The sequence below is a fragment of the Vagococcus elongatus genome (assembly GCF_003987645.1).
GTDB classification, from domain to species: Bacteria; Bacillota; Bacilli; order Lactobacillales; family Vagococcaceae; genus Vagococcus_A; species Vagococcus_A elongatus.
Genome location: NZ_NGKA01000009.1, coordinates 62,010 through 88,739, shown reverse-complemented (window position 1 = coordinate 88,739; position 26,730 = coordinate 62,010). Strand labels below are relative to the sequence as shown.

The 26,730-nt window shown below is 41.2% G+C and carries 31 protein-coding genes; 3 read left to right on the top strand and 28 right to left on the bottom strand.

Features of this window, described 5'->3' with window-relative positions; genetic code table 11:
* Window positions 1-30: 30 nt before the first annotated feature.
* The 16 genes from rplN to rpsL form a co-directional block, all read right to left on the bottom strand.
* Window positions 31-399: a 50S ribosomal protein L14 gene (gene rplN / locus CBF29_RS07350; RefSeq protein WP_126809060.1), complete on the bottom strand. Its 369-nt coding sequence runs from the start codon at window positions 397-399 to the stop codon at window positions 31-33.
* Window positions 400-450: 51 nt separating this feature from the next.
* Window positions 451-714, bottom strand: a complete 264-nt coding sequence (gene rpsQ, locus CBF29_RS07345) for a 30S ribosomal protein S17 (RefSeq protein WP_126809057.1) — start codon at window positions 712-714, stop codon at window positions 451-453.
* A gap of 21 nt (window positions 715-735) precedes the next feature.
* Window positions 736-924, bottom strand: a complete 189-nt coding sequence (rpmC, locus tag CBF29_RS07340; protein ID WP_126809054.1) for a 50S ribosomal protein L29 — start codon at window positions 922-924, stop codon at window positions 736-738.
* Window positions 914-1,348, bottom strand: coding sequence for a 50S ribosomal protein L16 (gene rplP, locus CBF29_RS07335; RefSeq protein WP_126809052.1), 435 nt, complete (start codon window positions 1,346-1,348; stop codon window positions 914-916). Before rplP ends, rpmC begins: the two co-directional genes overlap by 11 nt.
* 2 nt (window positions 1,349-1,350) lie before the next feature.
* Window positions 1,351-2,007, bottom strand: a complete 657-nt coding sequence (gene rpsC, locus CBF29_RS07330; RefSeq protein WP_126809048.1) for a 30S ribosomal protein S3 — start codon at window positions 2,005-2,007, stop codon at window positions 1,351-1,353.
* A 13-nt stretch (window positions 2,008-2,020) separates the two neighbouring features.
* Entirely contained in the window at window positions 2,021-2,368 is a 348-nt protein-coding gene (rplV, locus tag CBF29_RS07325; protein ID WP_126809045.1) for a 50S ribosomal protein L22, read from the bottom strand.
* Between the two features lie 22 nt (window positions 2,369-2,390).
* Entirely contained in the window at window positions 2,391-2,669 is a 279-nt protein-coding gene (gene rpsS, locus CBF29_RS07320) for a 30S ribosomal protein S19 (RefSeq protein ID WP_126809042.1), read from the bottom strand.
* A 40-nt stretch (window positions 2,670-2,709) separates the two neighbouring features.
* On the bottom strand, window positions 2,710-3,540 hold the full coding sequence (gene rplB, locus CBF29_RS07315) for a 50S ribosomal protein L2 (protein WP_126809040.1): 831 nt from the start codon (window positions 3,538-3,540) through the stop codon (window positions 2,710-2,712).
* Between the two features lie 42 nt (window positions 3,541-3,582).
* Window positions 3,583-3,870 carry a 50S ribosomal protein L23 gene (locus CBF29_RS07310; RefSeq protein WP_126809036.1) on the bottom strand — a complete coding sequence of 96 codons (288 nt, stop codon included), beginning with the start codon at window positions 3,868-3,870 and terminating at the stop codon, window positions 3,583-3,585.
* Window positions 3,870-4,493, bottom strand: coding sequence for a 50S ribosomal protein L4 (gene rplD / locus CBF29_RS07305; RefSeq protein ID WP_126809033.1), 624 nt, complete (start codon window positions 4,491-4,493; stop codon window positions 3,870-3,872). The genes CBF29_RS07310 and rplD overlap by 1 nt, the downstream gene beginning before the upstream one ends.
* Before the next feature lie 26 nt (window positions 4,494-4,519).
* Window positions 4,520-5,152 (bottom strand): 50S ribosomal protein L3, encoded by a 633-nt coding sequence (gene rplC, locus CBF29_RS07300; protein ID WP_126809030.1) that lies wholly within the window; start codon window positions 5,150-5,152, stop codon window positions 4,520-4,522.
* Between the two features lie 26 nt (window positions 5,153-5,178).
* Window positions 5,179-5,487, bottom strand: a complete 309-nt coding sequence (gene rpsJ, locus CBF29_RS07295; RefSeq protein ID WP_126809027.1) for a 30S ribosomal protein S10 — start codon at window positions 5,485-5,487, stop codon at window positions 5,179-5,181.
* A 632-nt stretch (window positions 5,488-6,119) separates the two neighbouring features.
* Complete coding sequence (tuf, locus tag CBF29_RS07290) at window positions 6,120-7,307, bottom strand: elongation factor Tu (protein WP_126809024.1); 1,188 nt, start codon at window positions 7,305-7,307, stop codon at window positions 6,120-6,122.
* 120 nt (window positions 7,308-7,427) lie between these two features.
* Window positions 7,428-9,518, bottom strand: a complete 2,091-nt coding sequence (gene fusA / locus CBF29_RS07285; RefSeq protein WP_126809020.1) for an elongation factor G — start codon at window positions 9,516-9,518, stop codon at window positions 7,428-7,430.
* A gap of 100 nt (window positions 9,519-9,618) precedes the next feature.
* Complete coding sequence (gene rpsG / locus CBF29_RS07280; RefSeq protein WP_126809018.1) at window positions 9,619-10,089, bottom strand: 30S ribosomal protein S7; 471 nt, start codon at window positions 10,087-10,089, stop codon at window positions 9,619-9,621.
* 59 nt (window positions 10,090-10,148) lie between these two features.
* Window positions 10,149-10,568: a 30S ribosomal protein S12 gene (gene rpsL / locus CBF29_RS07275; protein WP_126809014.1), complete on the bottom strand. Its 420-nt coding sequence runs from the start codon at window positions 10,566-10,568 to the stop codon at window positions 10,149-10,151.
* A gap of 379 nt (window positions 10,569-10,947) precedes the next feature.
* On the opposite strand from rpsL, the gene rpiA reads away from it, so the two are divergent.
* Together rpiA and gpmA are read left to right on the top strand one after the other, a co-directional pair.
* Window positions 10,948-11,625 carry a ribose-5-phosphate isomerase RpiA gene (gene rpiA, locus CBF29_RS07265; protein WP_126809008.1) on the top strand — a complete coding sequence of 226 codons (678 nt, stop codon included), beginning with the start codon at window positions 10,948-10,950 and terminating at the stop codon, window positions 11,623-11,625.
* Between the two features lie 24 nt (window positions 11,626-11,649).
* Window positions 11,650-12,336 carry a 2,3-diphosphoglycerate-dependent phosphoglycerate mutase gene (gene gpmA, locus CBF29_RS07260; RefSeq protein WP_126809005.1) on the top strand — a complete coding sequence of 229 codons (687 nt, stop codon included), beginning with the start codon at window positions 11,650-11,652 and terminating at the stop codon, window positions 12,334-12,336.
* 106 nt (window positions 12,337-12,442) lie between these two features.
* Here the strand turns inward: gpmA and CBF29_RS07255 are convergent, their stop codons facing one another.
* The 12 genes from CBF29_RS07255 to CBF29_RS07200 form a co-directional block, all read right to left on the bottom strand.
* Entirely contained in the window at window positions 12,443-13,612 is a 1,170-nt protein-coding gene (locus CBF29_RS07255) for an iron-containing alcohol dehydrogenase (protein WP_126809002.1), read from the bottom strand.
* Between the two features lie 111 nt (window positions 13,613-13,723).
* Window positions 13,724-14,431: a purine-nucleoside phosphorylase gene (gene deoD, locus CBF29_RS07250; protein WP_126809000.1), complete on the bottom strand. Its 708-nt coding sequence runs from the start codon at window positions 14,429-14,431 to the stop codon at window positions 13,724-13,726.
* 19 nt (window positions 14,432-14,450) lie between these two features.
* Complete coding sequence (locus tag CBF29_RS07245) at window positions 14,451-15,272, bottom strand: purine-nucleoside phosphorylase (protein WP_126808997.1); 822 nt, start codon at window positions 15,270-15,272, stop codon at window positions 14,451-14,453.
* Between the two features lie 16 nt (window positions 15,273-15,288).
* Window positions 15,289-16,461 (bottom strand): phosphopentomutase, encoded by a 1,173-nt coding sequence (gene deoB / locus CBF29_RS07240; protein WP_126808995.1) that lies wholly within the window; start codon window positions 16,459-16,461, stop codon window positions 15,289-15,291.
* Between the two features lie 97 nt (window positions 16,462-16,558).
* Window positions 16,559-17,521, bottom strand: coding sequence for an ABC transporter permease (locus tag CBF29_RS07235; protein ID WP_126808992.1), 963 nt, complete (start codon window positions 17,519-17,521; stop codon window positions 16,559-16,561).
* 2 nt (window positions 17,522-17,523) lie between these two features.
* On the bottom strand, window positions 17,524-18,582 hold the full coding sequence (locus CBF29_RS07230; RefSeq protein WP_170170019.1) for an ABC transporter permease: 1,059 nt from the start codon (window positions 18,580-18,582) through the stop codon (window positions 17,524-17,526).
* Window positions 18,572-20,122, bottom strand: a complete 1,551-nt coding sequence (locus tag CBF29_RS07225; protein ID WP_425469891.1) for an ABC transporter ATP-binding protein — start codon at window positions 20,120-20,122, stop codon at window positions 18,572-18,574. The genes CBF29_RS07230 and CBF29_RS07225 overlap by 11 nt, the downstream gene beginning before the upstream one ends.
* Window positions 20,123-20,191: 69 nt before the next feature.
* Entirely contained in the window at window positions 20,192-21,286 is a 1,095-nt protein-coding gene (locus CBF29_RS07220; RefSeq protein ID WP_126808982.1) for a BMP family lipoprotein, read from the bottom strand.
* Between the two features lie 76 nt (window positions 21,287-21,362).
* Window positions 21,363-21,758, bottom strand: coding sequence for a cytidine deaminase (locus CBF29_RS07215; RefSeq protein WP_126808980.1), 396 nt, complete (start codon window positions 21,756-21,758; stop codon window positions 21,363-21,365).
* 29 nt (window positions 21,759-21,787) lie between these two features.
* Complete coding sequence (locus tag CBF29_RS07210) at window positions 21,788-23,089, bottom strand: pyrimidine-nucleoside phosphorylase (protein WP_126808976.1); 1,302 nt, start codon at window positions 23,087-23,089, stop codon at window positions 21,788-21,790.
* A gap of 131 nt (window positions 23,090-23,220) precedes the next feature.
* On the bottom strand, window positions 23,221-24,240 hold the full coding sequence (locus tag CBF29_RS07205) for a LacI family DNA-binding transcriptional regulator (RefSeq protein WP_126809146.1): 1,020 nt from the start codon (window positions 24,238-24,240) through the stop codon (window positions 23,221-23,223).
* A 168-nt stretch (window positions 24,241-24,408) separates the two neighbouring features.
* Window positions 24,409-25,101 (bottom strand): MerR family transcriptional regulator, encoded by a 693-nt coding sequence (locus CBF29_RS07200; protein WP_211334258.1) that lies wholly within the window; start codon window positions 25,099-25,101, stop codon window positions 24,409-24,411.
* A 618-nt stretch (window positions 25,102-25,719) separates the two neighbouring features.
* On the opposite strand from CBF29_RS07200, the gene CBF29_RS07195 reads away from it, so the two are divergent.
* Window positions 25,720-26,706 carry an ABC transporter substrate-binding protein gene (locus CBF29_RS07195; protein WP_126808973.1) on the top strand — a complete coding sequence of 329 codons (987 nt, stop codon included), beginning with the start codon at window positions 25,720-25,722 and terminating at the stop codon, window positions 26,704-26,706.
* Window positions 26,707-26,730 lie beyond the last annotated feature (24 nt).

Genomic DNA, 26,730 nt, shown 5'->3' with positions numbered 1-26,730 from the left:
TGTCTCGCACCTCCTTTGGATAGCTATAAATTATAATACTTCTGGTGCTAATGAAATGATTTTCATGAAGTTGCTATCACGCAATTCACGAGCAACCGGTCCAAAGATACGAGTACCACGCGGACTCTTATCATCCCGGATAATCACACATGCATTTTCATCAAATTTGATATATGAACCGTCCGGACGACGAGCTCCTGATTTTGTCCTTACAATAACAGCTTTGACAATATCACCTTTTTTAACAACTCCGCCTGGCGTTGCTTGTTTAACCGAAGCAACAATCACATCACCAATGTTTGCGTTGTTACGACCGGAACCGCCAAGTACTTTAATTGCTAAAACTTCTCTTGCACCTGAGTTGTCAGCCACTTTTAAACGACTTTCTGTTTGGATCACTATAGTATCCTCCTTTCAGATTTCAACTTACAATCTATAGGAAAATCTCGCTTAGATGATAACTGCTTCTTCTACAACCTCTAACAAACGAAAACGTTTAGTAGCGGATAATGGACGAGTTTCCATAATTTTCACGATATCGCCTGTTTTAGCAACATTATTTTCATCGTGTGCTTTGTATTTCTTAGAATATTTTACTCGTTTACCATAAACTTTATGTGTCTTTCTTGTTTCAACAACAACTGTAATGGTTTTGTCCATTTTGTCTGAAATAACACGTCCTTGGTAAACTTTACGCTCATTTCTTTCAGTCATACGTATGGCCTCCTTCCATTATTACTTTTCTTGTGCTCGCAAAACTGTTTTGATGCGGGCAATCGATTGACGTACTTTCTTAATACGTGACGTATCTTCAAGTTGACCTGTAGCCAGTTGGAATCTCAAGTTGAATAATTCTTCTTTAAATTCCTTTTCTTTTTCAAGCATTTCGGCAGTGGTTAGTTCTTTGATTTCATTAACTTTCATTCGATTCACCACCCATTTCTTCACGTTTTACAAATTTGCTTCTTACCGGCAGTTTGTGTGCAGCCAGACGCAATGCTTCGCGAGCAGTCGCTTCATCAACACCAGCAATTTCAAACATGATTTTTCCTCGTTTAACAGGTGCTACCCATCCTTCAGGTGCCCCTTTACCAGAACCCATACGAACTCCGATGGCTTTGGCTGTATAAGATTTATGAGGGAAAATTTTGATCCATACTTTCCCGCCACGTTTCATATAACGAGTCATCGCAATACGAGCCGCTTCAATCTGTCTGTTTGTGATCCATTGAGAATCTAAGGCTTGCAAGCCGTATTCACCAAAAGAAACATCTTTGCCGCCTTTGGCTTCACCGCGCATTTTACCTCGAAACTCACGACGATATTTAACACGTTTAGGTACTAACATGTTTATTTCCCTCCTTTCTCAGTGTTTTTCGCTTCTGGAAGGATTTCTCCGCGATAAATCCACACTTTAACTCCTAGTTTTCCGTATGTTGTATCTGCTTCTTCCCACGCATAGTCAATGTCTGCACGTAAGGTATGAAGTGGCACTGTTCCTTCTGAATAGCCTTCTGATCTTGCAATGTCTGCTCCGTTCAAACGTCCAGAAACCAATGTTTTGATTCCTTGAGCGCCAGCTCTCATTGTCCGTTGGATCGCTTGTTTTTGAGCACGGCGGAAAGCCACACGATTTTCCAGTTGTCGTGCAATTCCTTCACCGACTAGTTTAGCATCCAAATCAGGTTTTTTAATTTCTATAATGTTGATATGCACTCTTTTACCAGTTAGTGCATTTAACTTTTTACGTAATTTTTCAACCTCTGATCCGCCTTTACCAATTACCATACCTGGTTTAGCTGTATGGATCGACACGTTAACGCGGTTAGCGGCACGTTCGATTTCAACTGTTGAAACTGCGGCATCAGCAAGGTTCTTCGCGATATATTTGCGAATTCTCAAGTCTTCATGCAAGTATTCAGCATACTCTTTTTCAGCATACCATTTAGCATCCCAGCCGCGGATGATTCCGACACGTAGACCCGTTGGATTTACTTTTTGACCCACTGATTGTCCCTCCTTATTTCTCAGTCACTACTACTGTAATATGACTTGTTCTTTTGTTGATTGGTGAAGCTGATCCTTTGGCACGCGGACGGAAACGTTTCATCGTTGGTCCTTCGTTCACAAATGCTTCAGATACTACCAAATTCTCAACATCTAAATCATAATTGTTTTCTGCATTCGCTACTGCTGACATCAATACTTTTTCAATCAATGTCGCTGCTTTATTTGGCGTGTATTTCAAAATTGAAATTGCTTCCGCCACACTTTTACCTCTAATCAAGTCAATTACTAAACGTGCTTTACGAGGTGAAGTGCGAACTGTATTGGCAGTTGCTCTTGCTGAAGTAATTTGTTCAGTCATCTGCAATTCCTCCCCTCAATAATTAACGACCTGTTTTTTTGTCATCACCTGAGTGACCACGGAATGTTCTTGTTGGTGCAAATTCACCTAATTTATGCCCAACCATATCTTCTTGAATATATACTGGAACATGTTTTCTGCCATCATATACTGCAATAGTATAACCTACAAAATTTGGGAAAATTGTAGAACGGCGTGACCATGTCTTGATTACTTTTTTCTTTGATAGGTCTTTTTGCTCCAATACTTTCTTCATCAGATGATCGTCACAAAAAGGACCCTTCTTCAAACTGCGACCCATGGTGAACCTCCTCTCAAAATTCGCGATTGATTAAATCATTTTATTTCGTTTTACGACGACGAACGATTAATTTATCATTTTTGGATTTCTTACGAGTCTTATAACCTAATGTTGGTTTGCCCCATGGTGTCATTGGTGATGGCATACCGATTGGTGCCTTACCTTCCCCACCACCATGTGGGTGATCATTAGGGTTCATAACACTACCACGCACTGTTGGGCGTTTTCTCAACCAACGACTGCGTCCAGCTTTACCAACATTGATTAACTCATGCTGTTCATTACCTACTGCACCGACAGTTGCACGGCAAGTTCCCAAAATCATGCGAACTTCGCCTGAGTTCAAACGAACTAAAACATATTTGCCCTCTTTACCTAAAACTTGTGCTTTAGTTCCAGCAGAACGAATCAATTGTCCGCCTTTACCTGGTTTCATTTCAATGTTGTGAACTACTGTACCAACTGGAATGTTTTCAAGCGGTAATGTATTTCCCAGCTTAATGTCTGCATCTGTTCCAGAGACAACTTTATCTCCAACTTGCAAACCTTTTGGCGCAAGGATGTAACCTTTCACACCATCTTCATAGTGAATCAAAGCGATATTCGCTGTTCTGTTTGGATCATATTCGATCGTTTTGACTGTCGCTACGATATTGTCTTTATTACGTTTGAAGTCGATCAAACGATATTGACGTTTATGTCCACCACCTTGATGGCGTACAGTAATACGTCCCATGTTATTACGGCCAGCATTGTTTTTTGCTGATTGCAATAAAGATTTTTCTGGTTTAGTTGTTGTGATTTCAGAAAAATCAAGGGATGTCATATTACGACGACCATTCGTGGTTGGTTTATACTTTCTAATCGCCACGTATATTCCCTCCTACTTTAAAAATGAGTAGCTTACTTGAGGCTATTCGCCGTCAAATATTTGAATTTCTTTCGAATCTTCTGTCAGAGTCACAATTGCTTTACGACGTTTGTTTGTATATCCGGCGTAACGACCCATCCGTTTTAATTTAGGTTTAACATTCATGATGTTAACATTTTTAACTTTCACATCAAACGCTGCTTCAACCGCTTGTTTAACTAATGTTTTATTGGCACGAGTATCTACGTCAAACGTATATTTTTTCTCGTCCATTGCCAACATGGATTCCTCAGTGATAACCGGCTTTTTAATGACATCAAATAATTCCATTATGCAAGCACCTCCTCTAATTGAGTAAGGGCAGCTTGAGTCATCAGCATTTTATCATTGGATACAACATCCAACACACTGACATTTCCAGCTGATACGATAGAAACATTTGGCAGATTACGAGCTGATAACGCTGCGAAATCATTGCCGTCTTCTAGTACTAACAACACTTTGGCTGTGACGTCCAAGTTAGATAAAACCTCTTTGAAGTCTTTTGTTTTAGGTGCATCAAATGTCAATGCATCTACTACTACCAAATTATTTTGAGCAACTTTCTCAGATAATACTGAACGAATTGCTAATCGACGAACTTTTCTAGGAAGTTTGTAGCCGTATGAACGTGGTGTTGGTCCAAAAACAATGCCTCCTCCACGCCATTGTGGTGAACGAATTGACCCTTGACGGGCACGGCCTGTTCCTTTTTGACGCCATGGTTTGCGACCACCGCCGCGAACCGCACTGCGATTTTTGACTGCATGTGTTCCTTGTCTCAGAGAAGCACGTTGCATAATAATTGCATCAAATACGACACTTTCATTTGGTTCGATACCGAAAATGGACTCGTTTAATTCTACTTCACCATTTTTTGTACCATCTTGTTTAAATAATGCTACAGTTGTCATTCCTTAGTTCCTCCTCTCTTCGACAATTATTTAGCAGCTTTTGCTGACTGCTGAATTTGAACTAACGATTTTTTAGAACCTGGCACATTACCTTTGATCAAGATAACATTTTTCTCAGGATCTACCCGCACAACTTCCAAGTTTTGGATAGTGACACGATCGCCACCCATTTGTCCGGCTAATTTTTTATTTTTAAATACGCGATTCGGATCGACTGGACCCATTGACCCAGGACGACGATGGTAGCGAGAACCGTGGCTCATTGGCCCACGTGCTTGACCATGGCGTTTGATAACCCCTTGGTATCCTTTACCCTTCGTTGTACCTGTTACGTTTACGATGTCACCCGCTTGGAAAACATCTACCGTTATTTCCTGTCCTACTTCGTATTCTCCCAGCTCAACATCTTTAAACTCTTTAATGAAGCGCTTAGGAGTTGCTTTTGCTTTAGCAACATGACCTTTCGCAGGTTTGTTCGCTAAAATTTCACGTTTACTTTGAAAACCAAGCTGCACAGCTTCGTAACCGTCTGTTTCGTTTGTTTTAACTTGTAAAACAACGTTTGGTTCAGCTTCGATTACTGTTACTGGAATTAGTTCTCCGATTTCCGTAAAAATTTGCGTCATACCTACTTTTGTTCCTAAGATTCCTTTGGTCATGAGTACACCTCCATCATCTTATTTTTTTATAGTTTGATCTCAATATTTACACCGCTTGGCAAGTCTAGCTTCATTAAAGCATCAACTGTCTTTGGTGTAGGGTTCACAATGTCAATCAGACGTTTGTGAGTTCGCATTTCAAATTGTTCACGTGAATCTTTGTATTTATGTGTCGCACGAATAACTGTATACACTGAACGTTCCGTTGGTAGTGGAATCGGACCTGAGATATCAGCTCCTGTTCTCTTTGCTGTTTCTACAATTTTCTCTGCAGACTGATCTAAAACACGATGTTCATACGCTTTTAAACGAATACGAATTTTTTGCTTTGCCATTTTTTTCCCTCCTTCGCCTATTTTAAAAATTAGACATAGCTCCACGAAAATATCCGCCACGACCTTCCATGGCAACTCTTCCGGGCGTGTCGCAACCTTTCGTTTCCCAGCCTGATAGGTTTTCTTCCGGTCCCCCATCTGTGTTGTGTTAGTCTGAACACAGCACCCTTGAAATTATACACAATACAAAGCGTGATTGCAAGCTTTTTTAGCCTTTAAAACTACTTTTTTCCTGATGTATCGTGAGGTTTAACAAAAAAAATTTCTATACATTAAATAAGTGACTCTTCTTTTCAAAAAAACAGGGGAAAAGATACTTTCTTCTATATATAGACAATAACTTATTGTAGTCATTCTTTTATATTTGTCAAAACAAAGGCCCTGGTTTTGTTTTAATAAAAAATTGGTCTCATCAAGCTAGTGAGTTCTTCCCCAATTAAATTCTTATTAGACAATTTTTTTAATTGGTATCTCATAGCCTCAAGTATAAAAATATATCAAAGATATATTTTCGTGCACACTTGATTTCATAGCAACTCTCAATAATTATTTAACCAAAGGATTTTCAGATAAAAAAAGATGCAAGCACCATTTTCATGTTGTTTGCACCTTTTATATTTTACAACTTACAATTAACTAAGAATAGTAGATACTACTCCAGATCCTACTGTACGTCCGCCTTCACGAATTGAGAAGCGAGTTCCTTCTTCAATAGCGATTGGGTGGATTAATTCAACGTCGATTGTTACGTTGTCGCCAGGCATAACCATTTCAGTTCCTTCTGGCAATTCGATAACACCTGTCACGTCAGTTGTACGGAAGTAGAATTGAGGACGGTAGTTTCCGAAGAACGGTGTATGACGTCCGCCTTCTTCTTTACTCAATACATAAACTTCAGCATTAAACTTAGTATGTGGCGTAATTGTTCCTGGTTTTGCTAATACTTGTCCACGTTGGATATCGTCACGAGATACTCCACGAAGCAATGCTCCGATGTTGTCTCCAGCTTCTGCATAATCCAATAATTTACGGAACATTTCTACACCTGTAACAGTTGTTTTGCTTGTTTCTTCAGCAATACCGATGACTTCAACTTCGTCACCGACTTTAACAGATCCACGTTCAACACGGCCTGTAGCAACTGTTCCACGACCTGTGATTGAGAATACGTCCTCAACAGGCATCATGAATGGTTTGTCAGTGTCACGTTCTGGTGTTGGAATGTAAGCATCTACTTCAGCCATCAAATCCAAGATTTTTTGTTCGTAGTCAGCATCGCCTTCTAATGCTTTCAAAGCTGAACCTGCAACGATTGGAGTATCGTCTCCTGGGAAGTCATACTCTGATAATAGGTCACGAACTTCCATTTCAACTAATTCTAATAATTCTTCGTCGTCAACCATATCCATTTTGTTTAAGAAAACAACGATGTATGGTACACCAACGTTACGAGACAATAGGATGTGCTCGCGAGTTTGTGGCATTGGACCATCAGCAGCTGATACAACTAAGATAGCGCCGTCCATTTGAGCAGCACCAGTGATCATGTTTTTAACGTAGTCCGCGTGTCCTGGGCAGTCAACGTGAGCATAGTGACGGTTAGCAGTTTCATATTCGATATGAGACGTGCTGATTGTGATTCCACGTTCTTTTTCTTCTGGAGCGTTGTCGATTTCGTCGTAGCCTTTAGCTTCTCCGCCCAAAGCTTTTGATAATACAGTTGCAATAGCAGCTGATAATGTTGTTTTACCATGGTCAACGTGTCCGATTGTACCAATATTTACGTGTGGTTTAGAACGGTCAAATTTTTCTTTAGCCATTTTAAAATAATCCTCCTAGAAAATATAATTAATATTTTTGATAAATCTCCCGGCACAATGCCGGGGGTTAATCTCACTGTTAGTTTACATGATTTTCTACAAAATGAACAGTCTTAATGTTTATTCAGCAGAGCCGCCATGTTTTTTGATAATTTCTTCCTGAATAGACTTAGGAACATCTTCGTAATGGTCGAATACCATTGTAAAGACACCGCGTCCTTGAGTGGCTGAACGCAAGGTTGTTGCGTAACCAAACATTTCAGATAGTGGTACCATTGCTTTAACGACTTGAGTACCGCCGCTGCGAGCTTCCATACCCTCAACCCGTCCACGACGAGCAGTGACATGTCCCATGATATCTCCAAGATAATCTTCTGGAATCACAACTTCTACAGCCATGATTGGTTCCAAAATCACAGGATTAGCTTTTTTAGATGCCGCGCGCAAAGCCATAGAGGCAGCAACACGGAAAGCAGTCTCACTTGAGTCAACATCATGGTAAGAACCGTCATATAATTTAGCTTTGATATCCACTAAAGGATAACCAGCTAAAATACCGTTCTCCATTGCTGCTCCAAGTCCAGCTTCAACTGCTGGGATATATTCTCGAGGAACAACTCCCCCAACAATCGCATTCTCAAATTCAAATCCGGCACCTTCTTCATTTGGTGTGAATTCGATCCAAACGTGTCCATATTGACCTTTACCACCAGACTGACGGATAAATTTACCTTCAGCTTGAGTAAGAGGGGCTCTAAATGTTTCACGGTAAGATACTTGAGGTGCTCCCACGTTTGCTTCAACTTTAAACTCACGACGCATCCGGTCTACAAGAACATCTAAGTGAAGTTCTCCCATACCGGCAATAATTGTTTCGCCAGTTTCAGCATTTGTTGATGCACGGAACGTTGGGTCTTCTTCTGAAAGTTTTTGCAACGCAATTCCCATTTTATCTTGGTCAGCTTTCGATTTAGGCTCAATTGCCACTTCGATAACCGGCTCAGGAAATTCCATTGATTCAAGGATGATCGGATGTTTCTCGTCACACAATGAATCTCCAGTTGTTGTATCTTTCAATCCAACAGCTGCAGCGATATCTCCAGCGTAAACTTCTGTAATTTCTTTACGTGTGTTAGCGTGCATCTGCAAGATACGTCCAACACGTTCACGTTTGCCTTTTGTTGCATTTTTAACATATGAACCAGACTGTAAGACTCCTGAGTACACACGGAAGAATGTCAAACGTCCAACAAACGGGTCAGTCATTACTTTAAATGCTAGCGCTGAAAATGGTTCTTCATCAGAAGATGCACGTTCTTCTTCTTCTTCTGTATCAGGATTAATTCCTGTAATAGCTGCAATGTCGATTGGTGCTGGTAAATAATCAATCGCACCGTCCAACAACAGCTGAACACCTTTGTTTTTGAAGGCTGTCCCACAGAACACAGGGTAAAATTCAACTGCGATAGTTGCACGACGAATCGCCGCTTTCAACTCATCTTTTGAAATTTCTTCCCCTTCTAAGTACTTCATCATCAAGTCTTCATCAGTTTCAGCTACAGCTTCCACTAATTTTTCACGCCATTCTTGAGCTAGTTCTTCGTGCTCAGCTGGGATTGGGCCAATAGTGTTTTCTGTTCCCAAGTCGTTACCGTACATAGTTGCTTCCATTTCAATCAAATCAATGATGCCGACAAAATCGTCTTCTGCACCGATTGGCAATTGAACTGGGTGAGCATTCGCTTGCAAGCGATCATGCAAAGTCCCTACTGAGTATAAGAAGTCTGCGCCGACTTTATCCATTTTATTAATGAATACGATTCGAGGCACACCATAAGTCGTTGCTTGACGCCAAACTGTTTCTGTTTGCGGTTCAACACCTGATTGAGCATCCAATACCGTTACTGCACCGTCCAACACGCGTAGTGAACGTTCTACTTCAACTGTAAAGTCCACGTGTCCTGGTGTATCAATAATATTTATACGATGCCCTTTCCACTGAGCTGTTGTAGCAGCAGAGGTGATTGTAATACCACGCTCTTGCTCCTGCTCCATCCAGTCCATTTGAGAAGCTCCATCATGAGTCTCTCCTATTTTATGGATTTTACCGGTATAGTATAAAATACGTTCGGTTGTGGTCGTTTTACCAGCATCGATATGGGCCATAATACCAATGTTACGAGTTTTTTCCAACGAAAATTCTCTAGGCATTCTAAATTTCTCCTCTCTTAATTTAACTACTGCTATTTCTAATCATGCTGCATGACTGCAGCGGACTTTTCGCAAATAAAATGAAAAGCCATAGAGGATTTTACCAACGGTAGTGAGCAAATGCTCTGTTAGCTTCTGCCATTTTATGAGTGTCTTCACGTTTCTTAACTGAAGCGCCTGTATTGTTAGCAGCATCCATCAATTCTTTTGCCAGACGTTGTTCCATCGTATGTTCTCCGCGATTGCGTGAATAACTTACGATCCAACGTAAAGCTAGAGTGATTTGACGTTCTGGACGAACCTCAACCGGCACTTGATAGTTTGAGCCACCTACACGGCGAGCTTTTACTTCTAAATCAGGTTTCACATTATCCATTGCCTGCATAAACACTTCCAATGGATCGTTTCCTGTAGATTCTTTAATGATATCAAAAGCACTATAGATGATATTTGATGCCGTACCACGTTTTCCGTCAACCATGACACGGTTGATTAATCTGGTAACATCTTTTGATTGATAAATAGGATCTGGTAAAACTTCACGTTTTGCAACAGGACCTTTTCGAGGCATTCAAATTCCTCCTTCCAAAAATTCTTATTCCATGTATTTTTAATATTTCAGTTAGCTGTTTATTTTTTTGCTTTAGGTTTTTTCGCACCATACTTAGAACGACTTTGTTGGCGATCAGTCACACCCGCAGTATCAAGCGCTCCACGAACGATATGATAACGTACCCCTGGCAAGTCTTTCACACGTCCGCCGCGAATCAGTACCACACTATGTTCTTGAAGGTTATGCCCAATCCCAGGGATATAAGCAGTCACCTCAATATTATTTGACAAACGAACACGAGCAAATTTACGTAGAGCTGAGTTTGGTTTTTTAGGTGTCATCGTACCTACACGTGTACATACTCCGCGTTTTTGAGGAGAGTTAGTGTCTGTATGAGACTTTTTCAAACTATTATAGCCTTTACCCAATGCTGGTGAGCCAGATTTAGTTGGTTTTGATTTACGAGATTTACGAATCAATTGGTTAATTGTTGGCATCCTTTTTCCTCCTTCCCTAGCTGTCTTTCTAGTACCACACATCCTGGTGGTTCATTTTTTACGATAAAAAAGAATGCAAGTTCTCTTGCAATGACAATTACCGTGTAAAATGCTTTTTCTGAACAGTCAGAACGTCTATTCGAAATAGAAACCTGTACATAAAGCACCTTTAAAAGCTTATCACAATTAAAAAAAACTGTCAATCATCAGCTGTCACTTTTTTTAAGAATTTTTACTGAGGAATTTCCGGACACATTTTATGCCATGAAACCTTTTTATCTATTTAAGAAAGATAATTACCCCCAAACAGTTTCCTCTATCTTTTTTTGACAAACAACGATAAAATAGTAGCAGAAAGTTAAAGGAGAGAGTGGAATAAATGAATTTAAAACAATTGGTCGGCATTGAAGCTGCTAAATATGTCGAAGACGGCATGATCGTGGGATTGGGAACCGGCTCGACTGCCTATTATATGGTAGAAGAAATCGGCCGCCGAGTAAATGAGGAAAATTTAAAGGTGATCGGCGTGACCACGTCAAAGGCAACAGAAAAGCAGGCACTTGCTTTAAATATCCCTTTGAAAAGCATTGATGATGTGACTCATGTGGATGTCACCATTGATGGCGCAGATGAAATAAGCAAGGATTATCAAGGAATCAAAGGCGGAGGTGCCGCACTTTTATTCGAAAAAATCGTGGCAGAAAGTTCAAAGAAAAATATCTGGATCGTGGATGAATCAAAAATGGTCGACTATCTTGGGGCCTTTCCACTACCGGTAGAAGTCATCCCATACGGCTCAACGCAATTATTAAATTTATTCGCAGAAAAAAATCTCCATCCTATATTAAGAAGAGATGACAACGGTACAATCATACAAACTGACAGCCAAAACTATATTATCGATTTGCATATCGGAAAAATCGAACACCCTCACCAACTTGCTGATTGGCTGATCAAGCAAGCCGGTGTCGTAGAGCACGGACTGTTTCTTGATACGGTGTCCACTGTTATTGTGGGCCATCCAGAAGGGGTCGAAACCATTCAGGTTCGGGATTAAATTTTTTTACGGAGGTAAATATAAATGAAGACGTTAGTATTTATTCGTCACGGGCAAAGCAAATGGAACCTAGAGAACAAATTCACTGGTTGGACAGATGTTCCTTTAAGCGAACAGGGACTGACGGAGGCTGCAGATGCAGGCAGAAAACTAAAAGATGCGGGACTTACATTTGATATCGTCTATACCTCTTTGTTAAAACGTGCCATCAAAACCGCCCACATTGTCATGGAAGAAATCGACCAGCTCTGGCTGCCAGAAGAAAAATCTTGGCGTCTTAACGAAAGACACTATGGTGCTCTTCAAGGATTAAATAAAGCAGAAACTGCCGAACAATACGGCGATGAACAAGTGCTGTTGTGGCGCCGCTCCTATGATATTTTACCGCCGTTATTAGCTGATGAGGACAAACGCTCATCGACAAAAGAAGCAAAATATCAACATCTGGATTCTCATATCATACCTAGAGGGGAGAGTTTGAAGGTCACTTTGGAACGGACACTGCCCTATTGGGAAGATCACATTGCTCCTTCTTTACTGGAAAACAAAAGCGTATTGGTCGTCGCCCACGGAAACTCCTTGCGTTCCTTAGCGAAATATCTGGAAGATATGACAGACGAAGAAATTTTAAAATTCGAAATCCCTACTGGAAAACCTCTCGTTTATGAATTAAAGGATGATTTAAGCTTCTCTACTAAATATTATTTATAATTCCCATATCAAAAAACTGCTGTGCCGGTCAACCTTACCCGGCACAGCAGTTTTTATTGTCTCCGCAGAAACATTCATAAAGATAATACTGAAAACCTAAAGAGGCCTAATCATTTAAGCTGGCTTTCAAAATGCTGAGAACATCCTCTGCATAAAGCGGAACATAAGCTTTATCAAGAGTATTATGTTCCACCGCTTTGTTTGCCATTAACTCAAGCTTTTCTCCATCAATTCCCACATCAACTAATGTCATTGGAATTCCCCACGAAGTAAAATGATTTTTCAGGCAGCGGATGCCTTCCCTTGCTAAGGCGAAACGATCATCTATCAAGGATAGACCCATCACATTGACTGCAAAAGATACGAACTTCTCAACTGTTTGCTCACTTAAAATATGCTCCATCCAGCGTGGGGTAATAATGGCCAGTCCCACACCATGAGTAATATCATAAAAGGCGCTGAGTTCGTGTTCGATGGCGTGACAGGACCACGAACCGCCTTTTCCCCGACCGGTCAAACCGTTCAAACCTAGGGAACTTGCCCACATCAGATTGGCCCGTGCTTCATAGTTGTCAGGAGTCTTCAAAGCTATAGGCGTGTATTGTAATACCGTGCGCATCAACCCTTCCGCCAGTCGGTCTTGCACTTCTGCCCCTCTTGTTTGTTTAAAGTAATTTTCGATTAAATGACTCATAATATCCGCAGAACCTGCGGCGGTTTGATACTCAGGTACCGTAAACGTATAGGTGGGATCCAAAATGGATGCCTTTGGAATCGTTAACGAGTTCCCCAGAGATAATTTTTCATTTTTTGCCATGTCACTGATGACCGCTCCTGAATTCATCTCCGAACCTGTCGCTGCCAAGGTCAAAACACTGACTAGCGGCAAAGCCTTTGTAATCAGACTGCTGTCGCTGGTAAAATCCCAAGGGTCCCCCTCATAAAAAACACCGGCGGCAATCGCTTTGGCACAGTCAATCGTCGAGCCCCCACCTACCGCTAAGATCACATCTACTTTTTTCTCACGGCAAAGAGCGACACCTTTGCGGACCGTTTCGATCCGAGGGTTAGGCTCCACACCAGACAACTCTTGAATTTCAAACACGTCTTCTGATAATTTTAGAACAGCATCATATAACCCGTTGCGCTTGATGCTCCCGCCACCGTAAACAAGCAGCACTTTCTCGCCAAACTCCTGCAAAATATCCGGTAAGTTGTTCAGCTGCTCCTCGCCAAAAAAAATTTTTGTCGGTGCATAAAACTGAAAATTTTCCATTCCACACTACCTCCTTGATAATACTGACAACTCATATCATCATTATACTATGACTGCCTCCGTCTTGGCTAACGATAAAAAAAAGCATCTGGGGCAACCCAGATGCTTAGACTAGTCCTGAATAATCGTTTCCAATGCCACAATCATCATCTCATCAAATGTTTTTTGACGTTCTTCTGCAGACGTTTCTTCTCCAGTGATGATATGATCACTTACTGTCATCAATGCCAGCGCCTGAACATGATGTTTGGCAGCCAAATAATAAATAATCGCAGCCTCCATCTCAATACCCAACACTCCGTGATCTCCCAGACGAAAAACATCGTCCATGCTGTCTTTGTAAAAAACATCGTCTGACAATACATTTCCCACATGAATATTAAAACCTTTTGCCACTGCCAGCTCATAAGCTTTTATCAGCAAGTTGAAATCAGCAATTTGAGGAAAGTCATGTTTAGGAAAGTCATTACGGATAACCGCTGATGACGTAGCTGCCGCCTGCGCCAAAACCAAGTCGCGAACATGAACGTCCTTTTGAATCGAACCGCATGTCCCCACACGAATCAATTTCTTTACGTCATACTCCCGGATCAACTCCGTCACATAAATAGCCGCTGACGGGATGCCCATGCCCGTTCCCTGAACAGAAACCGGCACGCCTTGATACGTTCCTGTATATCCCAGCATTCCCCGAACTTCATTATACAACTGAGGATTATCTAAAAAATTTTCGGCAATATATTTGGCTCTCAAAGGATCTCCCGGCAGTAAAATTTTATCTGCGATTTCCCCTTTTTCAGCACCGATATGTACGCTCATAATAAACTCCGCTCCTTTTCTACAATCTCTTCAAGGTTTCTTTGACTAATGATTTAAAATCTTCTTTGACTCGTTCCGTTGTTTCCACGACCTCATCGTGATTTAGATTCGCCTGCATCCCGGCAGCCAAGTTGGTGACACAAGTGATACCTAAAACTCGCATCCCCCCGTGACGGGCCACAATCACTTCCGGCACTGTAGACATCCCTACGGCATCGGCTCCCATCGCCCGAGACATCCGGATTTCTGCAGGTGTTTCATAAGTTGGTCCAGAATATCCCATATAGACCCCTTGCTGCAAGGTGATTTTTAATTCTGCAGCAACTTCACGAGCTGTTTTTCCATAAGCTTTATCATAAGCTTCTGACATATCAGGAAAACGGGGGCCTAAGTCCTCATCATTTTCTCCAATCAGTGGATTATCCCCGGTAAAATTAATTTGATCTGTGATCAGCATTAAATTCCCCGGAACGAAGGATGTGTTCACTCCTCCTGCTGCATTCGTTACAATGATCGAATGGGCAGACAAAGCTTTCATCACACGAACTGGAAATGTCACCGTCCCCATACTATGCCCTTCATAATAATGGAAACGTCCTTGCATCGCCAGCACTTTTTTACCGGACAAGCTACCGTAGACCAGTTGGCCGGCATGCCCTGTGACTGTTGATACCGGGAAATTTGGGATCTCCTCATAGGGTATAACGATGGAATCAGCAATTTCTTCCGCTAATTCTCCCAAGCCAGAACCAAGTATCAAACCAAATTCTACTTCTTTAACGCCTTTGGATTGAATAAAAGCAGCTGTTTCTTTTAATCGTTCACTTAAATTTTTTGTCATTGATTTTTCCCTTTCATTATTTCAAGTCATTCAAGAAACTGACACCATTTTCAGTTGCAGGGACATGAAAATTTTGTGCAATGGTTGCGGAGATATCAGCAAAATTCCCTTGAGCCAATGCTCCTTGGCCCTCAAATTGTTTACTGTAAGCTATCAAAGGCACGTACTCTCTTGTATGATCCGTCCCCTTAAAGGTAGGGTCATTCCCATGATCAGCAGTGATAAGCAATAAATCGTTCTCTGACATGGCAGCCATGATTTCAGGCAAACGACTGTCAAATTCTTCTAATGCCTGAGCATACCCGGCAGTATTACGACGATGCCCAAACAACGCATCAAAATCGACTAGATTGGTAAAGCTCAACCCTTCGAAATCTCTTTTAATGACATCGATCAGCTTGTCTACCCCATCCATATTGGAAGAGGTACGAACAAAGTCTGTGATCCCCTGACCGTTAAAAATATCATTGATTTTCCCAACAGCGATTACTTCTTTACCGCCATCTTTTAAATTATCCAAAACAGTTTTTCCAAAAGGGTCAAGGGCATAGTCATGCCGATTAGCTGTTCGTGTGAAATTCCCCGGCTCTCCCACGTAAGGACGGGCGATGATACGCCCAATCATATAAGGATCATCTTTAGTAATTTCTCGAGTATACTCGCAAATTCGATACAATTCTTCCAGAGGAATGATGTCCTCATGAGCGGCAATTTGGAGAACAGGGTCTGCTGAAGTGTAAATAATCAAATCCCCTGTTTTCATCTGTTCCTCTCCAAAGTCGTCAATGACAGCTGTACCGCTGTACGGTTTGTTAGCTCCTGCAATAATTCCCCGCCCGGAAAATTCAGAAATTTTATCCAGCAGTTCTTGGGGAAATCCTTGGGGGAAAACCCGGAACGGTGTTTGAATATTCAATCCCATGATTTCCCAATGTCCCGTCATCGTATCTTTTCCAACAGAAACCTCTTCTAGTTTTGTCACGTAACCTTTATGGTCTTCTATTGCTGCGACACCTTTAAGCGGGGCTATCATCCCAAGACCTAAACGTTCCAAGTTAGGCAGACGCAGTCCGACTGTCTCAGCAATATGTCCCAAAGTATGACTGCCTACGTCACCAAATTTTGCCGCATCGGGCGCCTCGCCGATCCCCACTGAATCCATCACAACTAAATGTACACGTTTAAACATCTCACGGCCTTCTTTCTATCGAAAAATTTTCTTATAACAAACGTGCCATAAGCAGCTTCTCTATTTTTATAAAAAAGTTGCTTGGCACGTTCAAATATTATTTAGATTTGATATATGTTTTACCGCCTGCCTTAGGTCCTTGGGATTTTCCAATGAACACTACCAGCACGATAATCGTCAAGACATACGGTGCCGCCTGCAGATAGACTTCCGGCAGACTGGCAAGAAACGGAATCTGTTTGCCAATAATGGCCAGACTTTGAGAGACACCAAAGAAAATTGCCGCTCCCATAACACCGATAGGATTCCACTTCCCGAAAATCATCGCTGCCATGGAAATAAATCCTTGACCTGCAATCGTTGAAACGGAAAATTGACCAGAGATTGCCTGCACCACAATGGCTCCGCCGATCCCTCCCAATAAACCTGAAATCAATACTCCCGCATATTTCATGGCATAGACATTGACGCCAAGAGTATCTGCTGCCTGAGGATTTTCTCCCACAGAACGCAGCCGCAATCCAAATTTCGTTTTAAAAATGATAAAGTATGCCAAAATTGCGACTAAAATTGCGACATACGCAGGCGCAGACGTATTTTTAAAGAAAATATCACCTAGAACAGGAATATCCTTTAAAATCGGAAAACTGAATTTACCAAACCGTTGCCGGATAATTTCAGTCTGACCTTTACCGTCAAATAACTGTTTCGTTAGAAATACTGTCAGTCCCGGAGCCATCAAATTGATCACTGTTCCGCTGACAATATGGTCGGCTCTCAAATTAATCGTGGCCACAGCATGAATTAAGGAAAAAAGCATGCCGACTAATCCGCCAAATATCATGGCGACCCAAGGTGTGGCTGCACCGAATATATGTACTGTATTCAGGTTAAACACCGCAGCACTAAAAGCACCGATGGTCATGATTCCTTCCAACCCTACGTTCACAATTCCGCTTCGTTCAGAAAAAGTACCGCCCAAAGCTGTGAAAATCAAAGGAGCAGAGTAAACTAATGAAGAAGAAACGATCATTGCTAAGATTCCAACAATTCCTTCCATAATTATACCTCTCCCTTCTTCGGACTAAACTTATCCATAATATAGCGGATGGCAAAACTGATACCGATGAAGAAGATGATGGAAGCAACCACCACATCTACGATTTCATTAGGAATATCCACACTTGACATCTTCAATCCGCCAGTTTTTAAGGTTCCGAACAAAATAGCCGACAAAAGAATGCCGATTGGATTTCCTCCGCCAAGTAATGAGACGGCCATGCCGTCAAACCCTATGGCAGGTGCTGCATCTAAAATATACAAGTTTTCAAAAGTTCCCAGACCTTCCACAACGCCGCCTAAACCAGCCAACGCCCCTGAAATCATCATTGCCAAAACAATGTTTTTCTTGGCACTCATGCCTGCGTACTCTGAAGCAAAAGGGTTCATCCCCACCGCACGCATTTCAAAACCGACCGTTGTCTTCTTCATGAAAATCCAGATAACGACAATCATGATTAGCGCCAAAAACAAGCCCATATTCAATCTGGAACCGCCGGACAAATTACGTAAAAATTCTGTACGTAAGGAGGCATTTTCACTGATTTTAGGTGTGGCGTCTTTATTATCTGTCAAAACATAACGAACTAAATGATTGCTGATATACAAAATAGTATAGTTTAACATGATGGTCACAATCACTTCACTGGTACCAAACTGAGCTTTGAAAAAACCAGCTATCCCGGCCCATAGAGCGCCAGCTAATGCACCGATGACGATACATAAAGGAACTAAAATGATTTTAGGCAAATCCGGAAAAGTCAACGCCAGCCAAATAGCGGAAATCCATCCGGCGAGCGCTTGCCCGGCCAAACCGATATTAAAGAAACCAGCCGTACTAGCAACTGAAAATCCTAACCCTGTTAAAATCAAGGGAGTCGCTGAACGAAAAACTTCCCCAATATTGTATGTCCGTCCAAAAGCTCCCCGCAACATTGCCTGATAACCTTCTACCGGACTATAACCGGAAACGACCATGATGACAGCTCCCAAAATTAAACCTGCCAGAACTGAAACAACAGGAACTGCAAGCGCCTTGATTCTTGAACTATTATTCATCAACCCCAGCTCCTTCCTGTGCCACAGTCTGACTTAATTCCTGCCGTGCTTCTGCCAATGGCACACCTGCCATCAATAATCCTAACTCTTGTTCATTTGTTTCTTGAGGGTCTACGATTCCCACAATCCGCCCATCAAACATGACCGCAATCCTATCAGAAATATTTAAAATCTCATCTAACTCAAAACTCACACATAAAACACCTTTACCACGATCCCTTTGTTCAATCAACCGCTTATGTATGTATTCAATCGCACCAACGTCCAGTCCCCGAGTCGGCTGTGCCACTATCAGCAAATCCGGGTCCCGGTCAATCTCACGGGCAATAATAGCTTTTTGCTGATTTCCTCCAGAAAGAGCACTCGCCGGTACTAGTTCACTTGACGTACGCACGTCAAACTCTTCAATCAGTTCTCTGGCGTGCTGATTGATGCTCTTATAATTTAAAAAGCCGCTTTTACTAAGAGGTGCTTTATAATAAGTTTGAATTGCCAAGTTTTCTGACACTGTCATCGGCAAAACCAGACCATATTTTTGACGATCCTCAGGCACATGCGCCGTGCTGTTTTCCGTGATTTCTCTCGGTCTGTTATTAGTAGCATCTTTACCGTTGATTTCAACAGTGCCGCTTTCTACCTTTCGCATCCCGGTGATAGCCTGCAGCAATTCACTTTGGCCGTTGCCGTCGATTCCTGCAACCCCGACTATCTCACCTGCCCGGACTTCTAAGGTTAAGTCTTTTACTGCATCCAATCCGCGATTTTCTTTTACAACCAAGTCTTTGATTTTCAGCACTGGGTGTGTAGGTGCAGCAGGGCCTTTCGGTGTCTTAAACGACACCGAACGACCAACCATTAAATCTGCCAGTTCTTGAGGAGAGACATCTGCCACATTGACAGTATCGATACTCTTTCCTCGACGAATAACTGTACAGCGGTCTGCTACTGCTTTGATTTCATCTAATTTATGTGTAATGACGATGATAGATTTCCCTTCAGCCACCAGCCCATGCATGATTTCGATCAATTCCTCAATTTCTTGAGGAGTCAAAACAGCGGTAGGCTCGTCAAAAATCAGCAAATCAGCCCCCCGGTAAAGAGTTTTGATAATTTCTACCCGTTGCTGCATACCTACGGAGATGTTACTGATTAATGCGGAAGGGTCGATTTTAAATCCATATCTATCTGAAACAGCGGTTATTTCTTTAAGAGCTTTTTTTCGATCGATCACTCCGGCATTTGTAGGTTCGCTTCCTAAAATAATATTTTCAGCAATCGTAAAATTATCGATTAACATAAAATGCTGATGAACCATTCCGATTCCCAATTTATTAGCAATCGTCGGATTAGCAATATCCACTTCTTTTCCATGAATACGAATCGTACCGGAAGTTGGTTCAAGCAAGCCAGACAAAATATTCATCAAGGTGGACTTCCCTGCGCCATTTTCTCCCAGCAGTGCATGGATTTCACCTTTTTTAACTTTCAAATTGACATTATCGTTCGCTTTGAAAGTTCCAAATGCTTTCGTGATATTTTCCATCTCAATCACATAATGCGATTCTTCCACTCTTTTCACTTCCTAACTATTTCGGTCATTATTTACATATATTTATTGTGCATCTGGTTTTTCTGGTGCATCTGGTACTTCGATTGTTCCGTCAATGATACCTTTTTTAGCATCTTCAACTAATTGTTTGATGTCTGGATTGACGTCATCTAATTGTCCAGCAGTCAAGTCGACCCCTTCTTCAGCCAAACCATAGTTCATGATTTCGCCGCCAGGGAATTCCCCTTTAAGTGCTTTGTTTGCGATATCTTGTACAGCTGTTCCCACACCTTTAAGTGTAGAAGTCAATGTTACGTTGCCTCCATCATAGGCACCTTCATCTTCTTGATCTCGGTCTACACCGATAACCCATACTGGATTTTCAGGATTTGTATTCATCAAGTCGATAGCTTCAGAAAATACGCCTTGTCCTGTGTCGCCTGACGCATGGAAAATAACGTCTACACCACTTTGATACATAGCTGCAGCAATTGATTTTCCTTTAGCCGCATCTCCAAATGAACCAACATATTTCACGTCTACTTTGATATCTTCATCAACAGAAGCGACACCAGCTTCGAATCCAGCTTGGAATCGGCCGATAACTGCCCCTTCCATACCTCCAACGAAACCTACTTTGTTAGTTTTTGTTGCTTTAGCTGCAGCAATACCAGCTAAATATGAAGCTTCATGGTCTTTAAACAAAACAGAGGCTACATTATCTAGTCCTTCAATCGTTTCATCCACAATAACAAATTCTGTATCTGCATTAGCCTCAGCGATTTCTTTTACAGCAGGCTGCAATTTAAATCCAACACCAAAAATAATATTGTAGCCGTCATCAATGGCACTGTTTAAGTTTAGTTCAAAATCCGCATCAGAGTCAGACTGAAAATAATTGTAGCCGCCCACACCTTTTTCCTTGCCGTTCTCGTCACCCCATGCTTGAAGTCCTTCCCAAGCTGACTGGTTAAATGATTTGTCATCCACGCCACCCAAGTCAGTTACAAGTGCAGCTGAAAAATCATCTTTACCTGTATCCTCTTTTTTAGCATCGTCGGTCGACTTAGTGTCTCCGCCGCCTCCGCCACATGCTGCAAGTGCCACGGTCAATCCCAGTGTTAGCAAACTTAATCCAAACTTTTTAGATGTCTTCATCTCTTTAAAGCCCCCTAATATTTTTTTATTTAACAGCTTTTTAAAAAGCCGATTAAATCATAATAGCAACTGCCTGTTACAACTGTTTTTCTGTGAACGAATAAGGCAATAATTCCCCTATGGTCGTCTCTTTGATGTCGCCTTTTCTGTTTACCAGAGTGACTCCCATGGAAGGTTCACAAAACTCTACCAATACTTGACGGCAAGCGCCGCAGGGCGACACTGGGTCGTCCGTATTAGCAGCAACGACGATGTGTTTAAAGTTATGCTCACCTTCTGATACCGCCTTGAAGATGGCTGTCCTTTCGGCGCAGTTAGATAAACCGTAAGAAGCATTTTCGATATTAACACCGGTATAAATCTCCCCGCCTTCTGTTACTAAACAAGCACCCACAGGAAAATGAGAATAAGGAACATAAGCTTTCTCATAAACCTTTTGAGCTATTTCTATCCACTCAGATTTTTCACTCATTAAACTGATTCCCTTCAATTTTAATTTGACTATTCTGTAATAATACCACGGATCAAAACAGGTTCCACTGCTTTATCTCCAATGGCTATGTTTTGATACAGCATCTCTTTGACTTCATCAATCGGCTCTGTGTTGGCGTAAATAGTCACTAAAGACTCTCCTGTTGCTACTGCCTCGCCAACCTTTTTATGAAGGACTACTCCGACATTATAATCGATTGAGTCCTCCTTTGTTTGACGCCCGGCTCCTAAAAGCATAGCCGCGATTCCCACATTTTCAGCATGGATATGATGCACGTAACCTGAAGCTTTGGCCGGCAAATCAATCACAAATTTTGCATTGCCAAATCGGCTATAATCGTCGATGACAGCAGCATCTCCGCCCTGATTAGTAATCATCTCTCTAAATTTTTCCAGTGCTTTACCCGAAGCTAACGCATCCTCCAGCAAGATTTTGGCTTCATCAAGAGAAGCCGCTTTGCCTGCCAAGACGACCATCTGACTGCCAAGGACATACACCATCTCTTTCAAATCTTTAGGGCCGCGACCTTTTAATGTTTCAATGGCTTCAATAATTTCAAGTGTATTACCCACTGCATTACCCAGAGGCTGAGACATATCAGAGATGACTGCCATTGTTTTCCTGCCCGCCAAGTTGCCGATGCTCACCATGGTTTGTGCCAAACGTTTCGCATCTTCGAGATTTTTCATGAACGCTCCCTCGCCTGTGGTCACATCCAGTACGATGGCATCTGCTCCTGACGCAATTTTTTTACTCATAATCGAACTGGCAATCAGAGGAATCGAATCGACAGTAGCTGTCACATCACGCAAAGCATACATTTTTTTGTCTGCCGGTGCAAGATCTCCAGACTGCCCCGTCACAGCCACTTTGGTTTCATTCACCAACTGGATAAAACGTTCATTAGGAATCTCCACTTGAAAATCAGGAATAGCTTCCAGTTTATCGATCGTGCCCCCTGTATGTCCTAACCCTCGGCCAGACATTTTAGCCACCGGGACACCCACACTGGCAACTAAAGGCGCTAAAACAATCGTCGTTGTATCCCCCACACCCCCAGTAGAGTGCTTGTCGACTTTTATGCCGTGAATTGAAGACAAGTCAATCATATCTCCAGAATTTGCCATTGCAAGAGTCAAGTAAGTAATCTCTTCATCCGTCATATCTTGAAAATAAACACTCATCAAAAAAGCACTCATTTGATAGTCGGGAATCGACCCTTCCGTGTATCCTCCAATGATAAATTCAATCTCATTTTTGGATAAATTGACTCCGTTTTTCTTTTTTTCAATCAGGTCCACCATTCTCATTTTTTAATCCCCCTGTGGTACTCATATTATAACTAAATTGCAATAAAAGGTAAAAAAGTAAATAAGTAAAACGTTTTACCGATCACAACAACCAATTAAAACCGCTTCCATAAAATTCTAACATGACACTCTCAGTCAGTCAATTGTTTTACAGAATCTCTAATCAAAAGCTTAGTAGGAAATGTTTTATTTGGAATTTTGGACGCTGGTTTTTCAATGGCGCCGATGATAAATTCGCCTGCCGTATACCCCACATCATAAATCGGCTGGTAAACCGTAGTCAAAGCCGGGGACATGTAGCGGGTAATCTCAAGACCGTCAAAGCCGATGACTGAAATATCGTCAGGTACCTTTAAACCTGCCTCAGTAATTGCCTGATACGCACCGATTGCCATTTGGTCATTAGTGCATACTAAAGCTGTAAAAGGAATGTTTTTTTCAAGCAGCCGATTAGCTCCTTGATAACCTCCCTGAATATCTAACGGACTGCTTTCAATCAAACGATCGTCCTCTTCAATCCCGTAGTCTTCCAAACAATTTAAAAAACCCGTAATTCTTTCCGACAACTGATAATAGTCGCCAACTTCACGCAAAAAGGCGATGGTTCGGTGCCCGTTATCAATTAAATATTTTGTGGCATCATAGACTCCCTGGTACTCTTCTACAAGCAGTTTGCCTTCATTACGAGGGTTTTTTCCCAAATCCATTAAAAGCAACGGGACTTTTTTTCCCTGTACTTTAGGATGTTTGGTGATAGTGTCGTTCAACATATTCGGCGTGGCAATAATGATGCCTTCTACCGAACGGCGCAGCAACTCTTCAAAATATTTTTCTTCCAGCAACTTATCGTGACTGGTGTTGCACAACAACATCATGTAGCCAAAAGAATTCAAGTAAGCTTCCACACCTTCAATGAGCTTTGAAAAAAAGAAGTCAGTCACATCGGGAACGATCATGCCAATGGTTTTCGACTTTTTAGTAATCATGTTTTGTGCAAAAAAATCCGGCTGATAGTTGAATTTTTTGACTGTTTCCATTACCTTTGCCCTTGTTTCTTCGCTGAAACGACTGCCTTTATTATTTAAAATTTGCGAAACGGTGGTAGTAGATACACCTGCTGCTTCGGCAATGTCCCTTATCGTGATTTTCAAAGCCATCCCCTCCAAAACCATTCTCTTATTTAAAATCATATCATATTCCTTTTTGTTTGTATCCAAAAAATCAATTATCAGAATTTTCTAAATATGTAAACTTGTCAATGATGTGAGACCTAAAGTGTAAAGAAAAACAGTATGTTCCCATACCGTTTTTAGACCAGCCTATTCATTTTTCTTAATGTATTTTTTGTTTACCACGTTAAGCATGTCTTTAGTTCTGACGAAGAAAAGATTGTAGCCTGAAATTAAGAAACATGCTATACCAATAATTACAAAAAACACACTAACTACTGTCCCACCTGAACCTGTTCCAAATATTGGTTTATTAATCACTATTGCCCTAGCGTAAACAATCGTTAAGGCTATTCCTAAAATGAAAAATACTAAAGTAAACAGTTTGCTAAAAATAATAGTTAAATTTTGCATTGTTCTGTGGATTGAGTCATCTTGTTTATCCACACCTTCAAACATTTCTTTATGCTTCATCTGTAATCCCTTCCTTTCTGCTGATAATGAAGCATTGACCGTGTTAATCATCACCTTCGTCTTTGCAATAGAATCATTAAGTATTGACAACTGATGTTCTAATCTTTGAATTCTTGTTGAATAATCATCTGTTGAAAGTATTGTTTTGATATCTTTTAATGAAAATCCCATTGTCCTATATAAAAGTATTTCTTGAAGAAATTTAATATCACTTTCAGAATAATAACGATACCCATTTTCGCCGATTTTAGAAGGTAATAGTAGTTTAATTTTTTGATAGTAGTGGAGTGTCTTAACTGTTACACCCGTTCTTTTTGCTACTTGACTTACTGTATAAAGTGAATCCATTATTCCTCCTTTCAACGCCATTATCACCCCTCCTCAAAGGGGAGAGTCAAGCATTTCATCATATTTTTTCTAGGTAAGACAAGTTTACATCAGTTGCACTCGTTTTCCTATTGTACTTGTATACTCTGTCTCTTCTTGTATCACAATGTTTACAGGTACGGCATCGTACCATCCGTTCATGAGGCCAGTAACGTTACATGTGATGATGTCCTACAGGAAAAGTTCATTCCTTGACTTGATTAAGGTTTCACGTCAATTATAACACTGCTATTAATTGTCAGAATTTTCTAAATAGCACTTGACTTTTTTTGGCTGGTTGGACTATACTAATAACAATTCATTTGTGCGGAGGTTTTTTATAATGATCAAAGCAAAACGTTCACAACTGAATACGAGTAACTTTTACTTTAGCTTTTTTAGATAGAGTTTGTAGACATGCACTCATGGATACAAACTGACATGTATCTATGATGGCTAAAGCATTTTGTATGAGCAAAACGGCCACATGGGATGAAATAATCTAAGTGGTGATAAACGGATTTGCTAGAATAAATTGATCTACTTTTAGTAACCTGACAACCATTTAGAAATTTCTAAATGGTTTTTTTGTTCCCAAATCAGAAAATGGAGGAAAGACAAATGAAAATGAAGAAAATGATGTTAGGATTGGTGGCTTCTCTAGCTGTTTTAAGTTTAGCGGCCTGTAAAAATCAAAATGATGACCCGGCGGCGGGAGACGGCTCCAAAAAAGAGGGCGCCCAAATGACAATTGGTGTGCTTCAACAAGTAGAGCATGGATCGCTTGATGCTGCCTATGCAGGATTTCAAGAAGGATTAGAAGAAGAAGGCATCACTGATGTTACATTTGATTATCAAAATGCTCAGGGAGCACAAGATCAGCTGAAAACGATGAGTCAAAAGCTGGTGAAGGAAAAAGTAGACTTGCTGGTGGGCATAGCAACACCTGCGGCTCAAGCTTTACTAAATGAAACGACTGATATCCCAATCGTCGTAACAGCGGTGACCGACTTAGTAGAAGCCCAACTTGTAGAATCAAACGAAGCTCCCGGCGGAAATTTAACCGGTACTTCTGACATGGTACCTATCGAAAAACAGATTGATTTACTATTGAGTGTGATTGATAATCCGGAAAAAATCGGTATCATGTATAATGCCGGGGAAGCTAATTCACTGCTTCAGGCAAATCTTGCGAAAGAATATCTGGAAAGCAAAAATATCAAAGTCAAAGAATTAACTGCCACCAGTACCAATGATGTCCAGCAGGTTACAAATAGTTTAGCTAAAGATGTTGACGGTATTTATATTCCGACAGATAATACGTTTGCCAGTGCCATGCCTGTGGTGAAAAAAGTAACTGAGGAAACAAAAACTCCCGTAGTGGCAGGATCAGTAGAGATGGTTCAGGATGGCGGTTTGGCAACCTTCGGAATTGATTACCATTCCCTTGGCAAACAAACAGCAAGAATTGCCGCAAAAATCTTAAAAGGTGATGCTAAGCCGGGAGAAATTCCAGTAGAAACTTCTGACGATTTAAAATTAGAAGTTAACAAAGAGGTAGCCGAGGCGATCGGGATCGATCCAGATAAAATCGTTGCACCTGAATAAGTGTTAAAAACATACAAGCAAGGA